The organism is Rhodococcus sp. BP22 (genome assembly GCF_014281965.1).
In the GTDB taxonomy this organism is placed as follows: Bacteria; Actinomycetota; Actinomycetes; order Mycobacteriales; family Mycobacteriaceae; genus Rhodococcoides.
In genome coordinates, this window is record NZ_JACFTB010000004.1 from 376,087 (window position 1) to 388,406 (window position 12,320).

At 63.9% G+C, this 12,320-nt stretch carries 12 protein-coding genes; 4 read left to right on the forward strand and 8 right to left on the reverse strand.

The features are described 5' to 3' along the window. Positions 1–7 precede the first annotated feature (7 nt). From H2510_RS11325 to H2510_RS11355, 7 genes are read right to left on the reverse strand one after another with little or no spacing between them, the layout of a single operon-like run. A complete protein-coding gene (locus H2510_RS11325) occupies positions 8–1,153 on the reverse strand; it encodes a steroid 3-ketoacyl-CoA thiolase (RefSeq protein WP_186628396.1) in 1,146 nt (381 codons plus the stop codon). Beyond that, complete coding sequence (locus tag H2510_RS11330) at positions 1,150–2,040, reverse strand: SDR family NAD(P)-dependent oxidoreductase (protein WP_315901333.1); 891 nt, start codon at positions 2,038–2,040, stop codon at positions 1,150–1,152. The genes H2510_RS11325 and H2510_RS11330 overlap by 4 nt, the downstream gene beginning before the upstream one ends. Beyond that, the gene (locus H2510_RS11335) at positions 2,041–3,255 is read right to left on the reverse strand and encodes a DegT/DnrJ/EryC1/StrS aminotransferase family protein (protein WP_186628397.1); all 1,215 of its coding nucleotides are present in this window, start codon (positions 3,253–3,255) and stop codon (positions 2,041–2,043) included. A gap of 47 nt (positions 3,256–3,302) precedes the next feature. Beyond that, complete coding sequence (locus H2510_RS11340) at positions 3,303–4,484, reverse strand: lipid-transfer protein (protein ID WP_186628398.1); 1,182 nt, start codon at positions 4,482–4,484, stop codon at positions 3,303–3,305. Next, positions 4,481–4,897 carry a MaoC/PaaZ C-terminal domain-containing protein gene (locus tag H2510_RS11345; RefSeq protein WP_186628399.1) on the reverse strand — a complete coding sequence of 139 codons (417 nt, stop codon included), beginning with the start codon at positions 4,895–4,897 and terminating at the stop codon, positions 4,481–4,483. Before H2510_RS11345 ends, H2510_RS11340 begins: the two co-directional genes overlap by 4 nt. After that, positions 4,894–5,349, reverse strand: coding sequence for a Zn-ribbon domain-containing OB-fold protein (locus H2510_RS11350; protein ID WP_186628400.1), 456 nt, complete (start codon positions 5,347–5,349; stop codon positions 4,894–4,896). The genes H2510_RS11345 and H2510_RS11350 overlap by 4 nt, the downstream gene beginning before the upstream one ends. Beyond that, positions 5,346–5,900, reverse strand: coding sequence for a MaoC family dehydratase N-terminal domain-containing protein (locus H2510_RS11355; RefSeq protein ID WP_186628401.1), 555 nt, complete (start codon positions 5,898–5,900; stop codon positions 5,346–5,348). The genes H2510_RS11350 and H2510_RS11355 overlap by 4 nt, the downstream gene beginning before the upstream one ends. A 311-nt stretch (positions 5,901–6,211) precedes the next feature. Here H2510_RS11355 and H2510_RS11360 point away from each other — a divergent pair, with 311 nt between their 5' ends. The 4 genes from H2510_RS11360 to H2510_RS11375 all read left to right on the forward strand — a co-directional run bounded on the left by H2510_RS11360 (position 6,212) and on the right by H2510_RS11375 (position 11,139). After that, complete coding sequence (locus H2510_RS11360; protein ID WP_261392861.1) at positions 6,212–6,805, forward strand: TetR/AcrR family transcriptional regulator; 594 nt, start codon at positions 6,212–6,214, stop codon at positions 6,803–6,805. A 135-nt stretch (positions 6,806–6,940) separates the two neighbouring features. Further along, positions 6,941–8,083 (forward strand): steroid 3-ketoacyl-CoA thiolase, encoded by a 1,143-nt coding sequence (locus H2510_RS11365; protein WP_186628403.1) that lies wholly within the window; start codon positions 6,941–6,943, stop codon positions 8,081–8,083. Continuing rightward, the gene (locus tag H2510_RS11370) at positions 8,080–8,910 is read left to right on the forward strand and encodes an SDR family NAD(P)-dependent oxidoreductase (RefSeq protein ID WP_186628404.1); all 831 of its coding nucleotides are present in this window, start codon (positions 8,080–8,082) and stop codon (positions 8,908–8,910) included. Before H2510_RS11365 ends, H2510_RS11370 begins: the two co-directional genes overlap by 4 nt. Positions 8,911–9,537: 627 nt before the next feature. Then, positions 9,538–11,139 (forward strand): ABC transporter substrate-binding protein, encoded by a 1,602-nt coding sequence (locus H2510_RS11375; protein WP_186628405.1) that lies wholly within the window; start codon positions 9,538–9,540, stop codon positions 11,137–11,139. A gap of 121 nt (positions 11,140–11,260) precedes the next feature. Here H2510_RS11375 and H2510_RS11380 read toward each other — a convergent pair whose 3' ends face one another. Then, complete coding sequence (locus H2510_RS11380) at positions 11,261–12,283, reverse strand: LysR family transcriptional regulator (RefSeq protein ID WP_186628406.1); 1,023 nt, start codon at positions 12,281–12,283, stop codon at positions 11,261–11,263. Positions 12,284–12,320 lie beyond the last annotated feature (37 nt).

The following is a 12,320-nucleotide window of genomic DNA, read 5'->3' on the forward strand; positions in this document are numbered from 1 at the left end:
ATGCCCCTCAGATCCGCTCGAGAATGAGCGCGGTGGTCGACGCGGAGGCGCAGATGGCCACCAACGCTGTGGATGCGTCGCGGCGCTCGAGCTCGTCGAGTGCCGTCGCGAGCAGTCGGATGCCAGTCGCACCGGCCGGGTGACCGACGGCGATCGCGCCCCCGTTGACGTTCAGCCGGTCCTCGCTGACACCGTGTACCTGGGCGAAGGACATCGGGACCGACGCGAAGGCCTCGTTGATTTCGAACAGGTCGATGTCGGCGATGGTCATGCCACTGCGCGCGAGCACTTTGCGGCCTGCGTCGATCGGGCCGTCGAGTAGGTACTCCAGATCACCTCCGATGATGCACTGGGCAACGATCCGTGCCCTGGGTTTCACACCGAGGTCGCGAGCGCGGGCAGCGGACATCAACAGGGCAGCGCTGGCACCGTCGGAGATCTGCGAGGAACTGCCCGCCGTGTGCAAGCCACCATCGAGGACGGGTTGCAGCCGTGCCAGCCCCTCCAGGGTGGAATCGCGCAGACCTTGGTCGCGGGTGACGCGGACCGGCTTCTGGCCCGGCTCGAGACTCGGAACCGTGACGGGGATGATCTGCGCATCGATCCGACCCGCGTCCCATGCCGCCTTCGCGAGCTGCTGCGAGCGCAGACCGAACGCGTCGAGATCCTCGCGTGTGAACCCGCGGTTGCGGGCTATGCGGTCCGCGCCCGTGTACTGGTCGGGATACTCGACCGACCAGGATTCGGGCCGCGGCGTGCCCAGGCCCGTGCCGACCTTCGCGGTCAGCGGTGCACGGGTCATCAGCTCTACGCCGCAGGCGACGCCCACATCTGTTGCGCCGGCAGCAATTTGACCAGCTAGTAGCTGCACAGCGCGCTGCGCAGTGCTGCACTGGGCGTCGATTGTGGTCGCGCCGGTATGCGGGGGTAGACCGGCGTGCAGCCATGAGGTGCGGGCGATGTTGCCGTATTGCTCACCCAGGGGGGTAACGCAACCGCCGATGACCTCCTCGACGATCTCCGGATCGATCCCGGTGCGCTCGAGCACTCCGCGCTGCGCCAAGCCGAGTAGCTCGGCAGAGTGGATCGTGGACATCCAACCGTTGCGCTTGCCGAACGGGGTCCTGGCAAGGTCGACGATCACCGGTGTCATGACAGCTCCTCAATTTTGCCCAAGACGTTCCGTCGAGGCTCATCCGAGACGTTTCGTCCGGGGTTGTTCCAGGACTTACCGTCCAGGCCGCGGGTGGTCAGGTTCCACTGGTCGATCAAGTCCAGGCTCACGCACACTCGCCCCGTCACGTCGGCGGCGCAGTCGCAGAGCGCGAGAACGCCCTCGACCATCTCCTCGATGGCTTCGATCTGGTCCGGACGGACAGTGGCACCGACCAACGCGGTGGCGCCCTCGCTGAGAACGGCTGCACGCGGCTCGACGGTATTGACCCGCACGCCCGTGCCGTAGAGCTCCGCGCCCATGCCGTGCGTGATCCGGTTCAGGGCGGCTTTGGATGCGCCGTAGACCGCCATCGAAGTGCCAGGGGGAACCAGGTCGAACGGCGGACCCTCACGGTGGCGGGCCGTTGCGCTCGAGACGTTGACGATCCAGCCCTCGCCGGCCTCGACCATCGACGGGATCGCAGCCTGCATAAGGTCGAGCGGAGCGTGCACGTTCGCTTCGAACGTGAGTTGGCGCCGCCGCAGCGGGTAGTCCGCGAGCGGCTGGTAGATCGCAGCTGCCGCGTTGTTGACCAGAATGTCGATCGGGCCGCCGAGCAACTCGGCCGCCTTCGCGATCACCTGCGAGCGTTCCTCGGGGTCGGTCAGGTCGACGACGATCATCTCGACCCTGCGGCCGTATCGGCGCAGCCGATCTGCGGTCTCCTCCAAGCTGCCGGGCAGGCGCCCGCCCGGACCGAGAGTGCGCGCGATGAGAACCACGTCGGCACCCTCGGCGACAAGCCGCTCCGCGACGCCCGCGCCGATGCCTCGGCTGGAACCGGTGACGACCGCGCGTCGTCCCTCGAATCGCTTGCCCATCATTTACTCGAACTTCGAGGCGAAGCGGTGGATGCTCTGACCGATGCGGACTACCTCTTCATCGGTGAGCCCGTGGCTCATACCCAAGGTCATGCCGCGGGCGAAGACCTCGTCGGCCACCGGCAAGCCCTCTGGGGGCTGACGGAACTCGACGTTGTTCATCATCGGGTGTCGAGTGATGTTGCCGCTCCAGACGGTGCGGGTGTCGATGCCGTCGCCCTCGATGGCCTCCTGCATCTGGCTGCGGGTGAAGGGTGCGTCGGCGTTGATCATCACCGGATAGCAGAGCCACGCGGTGTCCAGGCCTTCGAGCTCGACGGGCGTGGTGAAGAACTTCGGGAACGCGCTATAGGCCTCGGTGTAGGCGGCCCAGGTTGCCTTGCGGGTCTTGTAGTTGTCGGCGAGCTTGTCCAGCTGCACGACACCGTACGCGGCACCCAGCTCGGAGGGCTCGAAATTCCACGGCATGACGGCGTCGAAAATGAAGTCGTTGTCGTAGTCGACACCGTCGAGCTGCTCGCGGAAGACGCGGCCGATATCCTTGCCGCTGCCGAACAGGTTCGGCTCGCTGCGCCGGCCCCAACGACGCAGAAGCAGCGCCTTGTCGCGGCTTGCCTCGTCGTCGACCAGGACCATGCCGCCGGTGCCGGCGCACGTGATGATGTGCGCCATCGAGAAGCTGGTGACACTGATGTCGGCGCGGGCGCCGGTGGGGGTGCCGCGGAGCGTCGGGCCGATGGCGTCGCAGCAATCCTCGACGATTTTGAGGCCGTGGCGATCGGCGATCTCGCGGATCGCGTCCCAGTCGGGGCAGTTGCCGGCGAGGTTCGGCAACAGAATGGCACCGGTCTTCTCGGTGATCATCGCCTCGATCTTGCTGACGTCGATATTGACCGTGTTCGGCTCCACGTCCACGAAGACCGGGACCATACCGGCGCGAACGATGGGCGCAATATCAGTGGAGAACGTCAGGGGTGAGGTGATGATCTCGCTGCCCTTGGCCAGGTCCAGCAGTTCGACGGCGACATACAGGGCCGAAGAGCCCGAGTTCACCATCACGCCGAACTTCTTACCGCTGAGTTCCGCGATGCGGCGCTCCATCTCGGCGACGTTCTTGCCGATACGCAGGCCCTGATGGCCACTGCGCAGCACGTCGACGACTGCCTGAATCTCTTCCTCACCGTGAGTCGCGCGGGCGTAGGTGATGCGGTCGGTCATGGGAAAACTCCTCGATGGCTGATCGTGAAACAAGAAGGTGGGGAGTGCTAGCGGTCGGCTGAGAGCACGAGAGCGCTGTGGGGTACGGGGGAGCCGCCGGTGACCAGGACGTTGTCCAAGGTCTTGGTGGGCTGGTTCACAGAGGTGCCGCGGATCAGGCGCACGCCCTCTGCGATGCCGTTGACGCCGTGGATATAACCCTCGCCGAGCTGGCCGCCGTTGGTGTTGATCGGCAGGCGGCCGCCGAGTTCGAGGTTGCCGTCGGCGATGAAGTCCTTCGCCTCGCCCTTGCCGCAGAAGCCATACTCTTCGAGCTGGAGCAGCACCATCGGAGTGAAGGCGTCGTAGAGAATCGCGGCGTCGATGTCGGCGGGGCTGAGGCCGGACTGGCTCCACAGCTGCTGGGCGACGAGGTCGACTTCCGGCATGGAGTCGATGTCGTCGCGGTAGTAGCTGCTCATCGAGATCTGCTGCGGGCCCACGCCCTGCGCTGCGCCGGTGATGATGGCGGGCTTGTTCGGCAGGTTCCGCGCACGCTCAGCGCTGACGATGACCAGCGCGACGCCACCGTCGGACTCCTGGCAGCAATCGAGCAGCCGGATCGGATCGGCGATCAGGCGCGAATTCTGATGGTCCTCGATGGTGATGGGTCGCTCGTGGAACCAGGCCTTCGGATTGTTCGCCGCGTGCTTGCGCGAGAGTACCGAGATCGCCCCGAAGTCGGCGCTGGTGGCACCGTACTTGTGCATGTACAGCTTGGCCAGGAACGCCTCCTGCTGGGCGGGGGTGAGCAATCCGTAGGGGTTGATCCAGTTGCGGTACTCCTGGTCCGTGTTCTGGTTGTATGCGAAGGCGGGCGGGCCTTGGCCGAATCGGTGTCCCGACCGTTCGTTCATCGCGCGGTACACCACAACGACGTCGGCCACCCCGGTTGCGACCGCGAGCGCGGCCTGTTGCACGGGCGCACACGCGCCACCGCCGCCGTGCGGGATGCGGCTGAAGAACTTGAGCTGAGGAATGCCGAGCGCGCGGGCGACGGCGATCTCGGGGTTGTTCTCCATGGTGAAAAGGGAGAATCCGTCGACCTCCTCGATTCCGATCTGTGCGTCCGCGAGTGCGGCGACTACCGACTCGCAGGCCAGCTGCCACTCACTGCGTCCGGAGTTCTTGGAGAACTCTGTCGCGCCGATACCGGCGATGGCGGCGGCGCCTGAGAATCCGCGGGTCATGTGCTCTCTCCTTGTTGTGGGGTCGGCTCCACGGTCACCGTGGCGGTCACATGGGGGCCCCGCGCGTTGCTACCGATCACCTTGACGGTCACTGCGTCGCCGTCGACCGCGGTGACCTCACCGGTGAACGTCATGGTGTCGCCAGGGAAGTTCGGCACGCCCAGGCGCAGGGAAGTCTTCTTGATGCGGGAGGCGGGCCCGGACCAGTCGGTGATGTACCGGTCGATGAACCCGTTCGTGGAGTTGATGCTCATGAAGATGTCGGGGGTGCCGCGTCCCTGGGCCGCGCCCGGGTCGTGGTGGACATCCTCGTAGTCCTGCGAGGCCATAGCGGCCGCGACGATCAGCGTCCGGTCCAGGGGAAGATCGAGCTCGGGCAGCTGGTAGCCGACCTGGCACTTTGGCATGCTCATGACTGGGCCTCCCCGTCGAGACCAGCTGCGCTGCGGCGGCGCAGCTGCGGCAGGATCTCCCCGTGCGCATGCTCGGAGAACGCGACCTCGAGTTCCATGCCGAACTCGAGGTCGTCGTGGTCGATGCCGGCGATATCGGCAACCAGCCGTGTGCCCTCCTCGAGATCCACCAACCCGACGGCCAGTGGGTACTCGAACGCGGGGTCCTTCGGGTGGTGCAGCACAGTGAAGCTGTGCAGCGTGCATTTACGCGTCGACTCCACGGTGTCCCACTCGAAGGAGCGACACGCGGGGCATGCCGGGGCCGGGGGGTGGCGCAGCGTCCGGCAGTCGACGCAACGCTGGATCTCCAGTCGACCTTCCTTGGCCGCGGTGAAGAAGAAGTCGTTGTCCTGCGTCACGGTCAACCGGGGGACCGAGGTGTGCCGACCCTGTTCGGTGCTCTCGCTCATGAGTGGGTCTCCTGATTGTTGGGGTTGAACCGGAGCAGTCGGAACCGCTCCTCTACCAGCGTGTCGCCGACGTCATTGACGTAGTTCTTCAGCAGAGTGATGAAGCATCCATGACCGAGGCCCGTCTTTTTGAACGGCGAGATCGATTCGATGGTGAAGTAGGCCGTTACGTGATCGCCTGGGTACAGCTCTGCGAAGTACTCCTGCTCGACGTTGGTGGCTACCACCGAGGTGAAACCCGCGTCGTCGAGCAAGGCGAGCAATCGCGAATAGGCGAAATCCTCGATCACGCCTTCCGCGCGGAGACGCTGCACCTCGCGGTAACGGCGGTAACCGGACATGACCCAGGTAGAGATCATCGCGGGTGGACAGATGACATCTCTGCGGCCGGTTGCGCGTGCAGCCTCGGGGTCGACGTAGATCGGGTTGAAGTCGTCGTGGGCCTCGGCCCAGTTGCGGATCATGGCGGCATTGACGTCATAGCGAGCCACACGGGGCGGCTCGGCTTCCACTCCGATGAAGTCGGCGAATTGTTTTTCCAAGTTTTCCATTGATGCCCTTCGCAATTCCATACTTGAGCAAGCGCTTGATTTTGAGAGTATCAGCGCCTCGCAGAAATGAAAACAATGGTCCGAACAAGGGGCCCGTGGGGCAGACCAGCCCGTCCAGTCGGTTACGCTGAGCCCACGTCGCCGGCTAGCGAGGGGTGGATAACCTAGCCATGGAGTTCTTGCGGCCATAGTCGTGAATACGCTGCGGCACGCCTCCGGCCAGGGCGTATCTAGCTGGTCCTAGGCACCAAGAATTCATGACGCTGAGGCATCGGCGTGATTGTGTCCGACAACAGACAAGAAGTGATGACTTGACAACAACGACCCCGGACCGCAGGGCACAGATCCTTGATAGCTCGGCGGAGTTGTTTGCCAGGAAGGGCGTCGCGGGGACCACCGTGCGCGACATCGGTGAAGCGGCTGGAGTCTTCTCCGGAAGCCTGTACCACTACTTCAAGTCGAAGAACGCGATCGTGGCCGAATTACTCGCTGACTTGATGGGCGATATCTCAGCAAGGTTCAAACTGATCGAGGCGACGGCGTCGAGTCCCGTCGAGATCGTTCGCGGGCTGATCCGTGAGACGCTTACGGTGATCGAGTTGCATCCGTATGCGACCGCGATCTACCAGAACGATCGCAATTATCTTCGCGAACACGAACTACTGGAACCGGTCGACCGTGCGTCACGAGGGATCCGCGAGCACTGGCTCGAGGCGATCAAGCGGGGCGCGGACGAGGGTGCGTTCCGGGCCGATATCGCGCCGGAAATCGTCTACCGGACTGTGCGAGACACTCTCTGGTCGACCACTCATTGGCCGGACCGAAAGCAATACACGCTGGCAGAGTTCTCTGAGCTGATGACGACGCTATTTTTCAGCGGCTTCTGGCTCGTACAGGACGAGTAGCTCAGACGAGACTCCGAGCGCAGCGGACGGTTCCGTGTCCCGCCCATCGAGATCGGCGCGGTGACGCGCCCGGTGCTGTGCTTACAGTCGCCAGTGATGTAAGCGCCCCTGTTTTCATCACTTTTAGGAGGCCTGATGGGGACACCCGTAATTGTCGATGCCGTCCGATCGCCCAACGGAAAACGCGGCGGTTGGCTGTCCGGCTTACACGCGGCGCAACTGCTCGGTCAGGTTCAACGCGCAGCGGTGGAGCGAGTCGGTGTCGAATCCGCGATGGTGGAGCAGGCTATCGGTGGCTGCGTCACCCAAGCTGGCGAGCAGGCCTCGAACGTGACCCGCACAGCCTGGCTCAATGCCGGGCTTTCCGAGCAGACCGGCGCTACCACTATCGATGCCCAGTGCGGCTCGGGCCAACAGGCCGCGCACCTGATCGCTGGTCAGATCGCGCTGGGCGCGATAGACGTGGGCATGGCGTGCGGGGTCGAGATGATGTCGCGGGTGCCGCTGCTGTCGAACATTCCCGATGGCCTCGGCGGGCCGAAGCCGGCCGATTGGACGCTGGACCTCCCGAACCAGTTCGTCGGTGCCGATAGAATCGCGCGCCGGCGGTCCTTCACCCGTGAGGATCTGGACTTGTTCGGCCTGCGTTCGCAGCAGCGTGCGGCTGCGGCGTGGAGCGAGAAACGCTTTGATCGTCAGATCGTTCCGATTACAGTGCCCGGGCCCGATGGCTCCGCTGTCATCGATCACGACCAGGGCCTGCGGGAAACCTCCATGGACGCACTGTCCATGTTGCGTCCGGTGATAGACGGTGGGCTGCACACCGCAGGTACCGCCTCGCAGATCTCGGATGGTGCGACCGCAGCGATTCTGATGGACGAGTCCCGCGCCCGGCACCTCGGACTGCGTCCGCGCGCCCGCATGGTGAGCCAATGCCTGATCGGTGCCGAGCCCGAGTTTCTACTCGACGGGCCTGTGCAAGCTGCCCAACGGGTGCTCGATCGGGCCCGGATGAGCATGTCCGACATGGATCTGGTCGAGGTCAACGAGGCTTTTGCCTCGGTGCCCATGTCAATGGCGCAGGTGCACGCGGTGGATCCGGACAAACTCAACGTCAACGGCGGCGCGATCGCGTTGGGCCATCCGGTGGGCTCGACCGGTATCAGGTTGATCGCGGCGATAATCGACGAGCTCGAGCTTCGTGATCAGCAATTCGGTTTGATCGCAGTCTGCGCGGGCGGAGCCATGGCCAGCGCCGCGATTATCGAGCGGCTATGACGGGCGGCGCGCAGGCGAGCGGGCTCGTCGGCAAGGTGGCGGTGATTACGGGCGCAGGCCGCATACGATCCATCGGCCGCTCCATCGCGATGGAGCTCGCGCGCGAGGGCTGCGATCTGGTGCTCACGGGCACGGGGCGCACTCCCGACCGGTACACCGACGAGGAACGGGCCAGTGGATGGCGTGACATCGAGTCGGTGGCAGAGGAGGCGCGGGGCCTCGGGGTCCGCGCGCTCACCGCGGTACTGGACGTATCCGACGAGGCCGCAGTGGGCGACTTGCTGGACAAGGTGGTCGCGGAGTTCGGTGGAGCCGACATACTCGTGAACAACGCTGCGGCTGCTCGCGCTGGGGACCGCGTCCCGGTCACCGACCTGGCGGCGGACGTCTGGGACTTCGTGATGCGGGTGAACGTACGCGGGACCTTCTTGATGAGCAGGGCATTCGCTCGCCAATTCGTTGCGCAGGGTCGCGGCGGCACCATCGTCAACATCTCCTCCATTGCAGGAAAGATCAGCGGTGCCAACGCGGCGGCGTACTCCGCCTCGAAGGCTGCGGTGCAGTCACTGACCTCGTCGATGGCCAAGGAATTGGGTAGCGAGCAAATCCGGGTCAATGCGCTGTGCCCGGGAATCGTGTCCACTTCACGTCTGGACGATCTGACGGCGGACCAGTGGGGCGTGCTGATCGCAGAGCGAGTGCCGCTGGGCCGAGCCGGCACCCCGCAAGAAATTGCGTTTGCCGTGGCATTTCTGGCCAGCGACAAGGGACGGTGGATTACCGGGCAGTCGTGGAATATCGACGGCGGCCAGATGACGATTCGCTGACCGCGCCGCGTATCCAGCTGCGCCGCGCGCATCTGCGTGTAAAGCGGCTGATCACTATTGAGCTGCGGACCCCGGTAGGTCTGGCTTCTCGAAGGGCGTGATGGCCAGGTTCCGACTGGCCACCCTTGGTCTCGTGGGGCGGGTCTGACGCCTTGTGGCCGCGAGTGTTGATTTCCTTGCGGCCCGTGATCTCGTCCGTCCCACGACCTTGCCCATCCCGCGACCTTGTCCATGTCCTGAAAAGCCTGGTCGCGGGGTCATCACGGGGCGTGGTTCAAATCCCCCCGGCGAATCGATGTTGCGCAATCCCGGTGGCGTGCATCGACGCGGATATGCCTTTGTGACTGGTTTCACTTTGTTCGTATGTTTTTCGTCCGACTGCTGTTAGATTGAAATCAAGCGCTTGCTCAACACGCGCTCGGTTCCGCGCAGCACAGGCTGATCGGGAGAATCGGAACCGGCTTTCGGTGCCGGTGAAACGGCTATCACCTAGGCCGCGCTGCTGGTGCTCACCGCCGCGCACAGTGCATCCCCAAAGCTTTTCGGTCGAGTGTTCCGCGGCTTCGCACCGGTGCAGAGCGATCCCACAGAGAGGAAATCACCATCGAGAAAGTAAGGAAGTCCTCTATGTACGTCAACAAGGAATTGCTGTGGAAGTCGATCGCGGTACCCGTCGCGGCCACGCTGCTGCTTGTCGGCTGCGCCAGCGGGGCCGACACCGGTAGCGGGGCCGCCACCGACGAGTTGAGCGAGGGCATGAGGGGGGCCACCGACAGCGGTGATCCCGTCGCCGGCGGCACCCTTTCCTTCGGGGCGTACTCAGAGCCGGCGGCGCTGGACCCAGCAGTGGCGATCGCCGCAGTCACCACGGGTGGCATAGAGATGCTGAACATCTACGATTCGCTGCTGCGATTCGACACCGAGTCCAACGAATTCGTTCCGCAGATGGCGCAGGGCCTCGACCATAGTGACGACTTTCGGACCTGGACCCTGACGTTGCGGGACGGCGTGAAGTTCTCCAACAACATGCCCGTTGATGCGGCGGCGGTGAAGGCGAGCCAGGAACGTTATGCGGCGAAGCCTGCTCCGGAAGCGGCGCTCTGGAACGACAGCGTGGAGAGCATCGAGACGTCGGGCGACAAGACCGTTACCTACACACTCAATAAGTCCTGGGCCGACTTTCCCGGGTTGCTCACAACCGGACCGGGCATGATCGTCTCCACCGAGTCGGACGGTCCGGACGGAAAGTTCACGCCGATCGGGGCAGGGCCCTTCGCCCTTGCTACCTGGTCTCAGGCTGACAGCATGACGTTGTCGGCACGAGATGATTACTGGGCAGGCGAGCCGAACCTGGATGCGCTGCGCATCGTGTATCTCCCTGGTACACAGGTCGGACTGGAAACCATGTACAACGGAGGCATCGACTCGACGTTCGTCCGCGAGCCCGACGAGGTCCAAGAGGTCGTAGAGCGCGGGATGAGCGGCTATGTGAACATGACCGCCGCCGGAAACGCCGCGCTCATCAATGCCTCGGAGGGCCGTCCCGGCGCTGACCCGCGCGTGCGTCAGGCGATGCAGCTTGCCGTGGATCCGCAGCTCATCACCCAGCGCGCATTCGGCGATTCTGACCTTGGAAACGGCTCGATTTTCCCGGAGTATTCGCGCTGGCATACGCAGACCCAGGCCACACCCGTTGCCCCTGAAAAAGCCAAGCAATTGCTTGCGGAGGCAATGACAGACGGGTATGACGGCAAGCTCGAAGTGATCGACGCATCCGACCCGGCTTCGCAGCAGACTGCGCTCGCCGTCGAAGCGCAACTGGAAGCGGTTGGCTTCGATGTCCAGGTCAACTTGATGCCGACAATCGGAGACCAGGTCCGCACTATCGCCAAGGAACGGAACTACGATCTTGCGGCGTGGGGTCTGGCCTACCGCGAATCCGACCCATTTCCGAAGATGCAGGCAACGATGCACAGCGAGGGCAAGCAGGTCTATGGGATGTACACCAGCCCAGAAATGGACTCGCTGATCGATGAATTGCAGTTGGCCTCCGACAAGGACAAGAAGGCTGAACTGGTCGACCAGATCCAGCAGCAGGTCAACAAGGACGTGCCCTACTTGGTCTACAGCTCCTTCGCTGAGTTCGTCGTCTGGAATCCCACCGTGCACGGAGTAGTGGGCTCGTCCAATTCAATGGTGCTCTTCGGGACGGCGTGGAAGTCGCAGTAGCTCTTGGCCATCCGTGGCGGTGAAAATATCTACGCGGCCGGGGGAGGGAGTGCTGATCGAGCACTCTGCGGTGCGTCAACGCGTGGTGCGCCCTGGTCAGCAAGTTACAAAAAGCCCATTTCTATGGTCGCCGCGGGCGCTTGCCAGAAGAGGAATTCTTCTTGCTTCCTCGTGCGCCCTTGGCCGGCTGGCTCGCCTTCGCGGCCAGTTGCTGCTTCTTCTTTGCCGCACTGTTTTTACGGTTCGCTGCACTGGTGGGTGGCGTCGGAGTTCCCCGCGAGCTTCGGACCGAGCGTCCGCGGACGATGCCGACGAAGTCCTCGACCTCTTCGGTCGTCTTGTCGGTGAGCCATGCAATGGCGATAGGGGAGCCCGCTACGCCGTCGATCGGGCGATACACGAGGTCCTTGCGGCTGTGCAATCGCGCGATCGACTGTGGGAGAACGGCGATACCCAGCCCAGCGGCAACGTACTCGACCAGTTCGGCGTGTGAATTCACCTGCGGCGGTGCCAGTCGCGTGCCGTCGACGATTTCGGTGGCGATCGACGCCCATTCGGGAACCGCAGACGGTTCCTGCAGCAGGTGCTCGTCGGCGAGGTCTGTCACGGCGATGCGATCGAATGCGGCGACTGGGTGATCCTTGGGAACGACCACCACCGCCACTTCCTCGTAGAGGCCGATGACGCTGAGATCGTTCCGGTCGACCGGGAGTCGAACGAAACCGACATCGACCGCGCCCGATCGAAGCGAAGACTCCTGCGTGTCCGCTGTGGTGGGGACCAGCTCCAATGCGATGTCGGGGAATCGCTCGGACCAGATTCGGGTCCACTTGGCCGGCGTCACGCCTTCGGTGAAACCGACGGTGAGAGTGGCGGACTGCTCGTTCGACGCATCGGCAAGCAACGATTCATCTTCTTCGGCGACCATCACGCGTGCGGTCTGGAGGAAGTCGGTGCCGCGATCGGTGAGCTCTGTCGGCGACGCGCCGGGGACGAACAACGAGTAGCCGAGTTCGGTTTCGAGTTCGATGACCGCGGCACTCAACCGAGTCCGGGCGATGTTCAAGGTTTTGGCAGCGCGAGCGAAATGCAATTCTTCCGCGACGGCGATGTACCAGCGGAGGGACTGCACGTCGAAATTCACATCTCAACAGTAGGCGACTCGGACCGTTGTCCTGGAC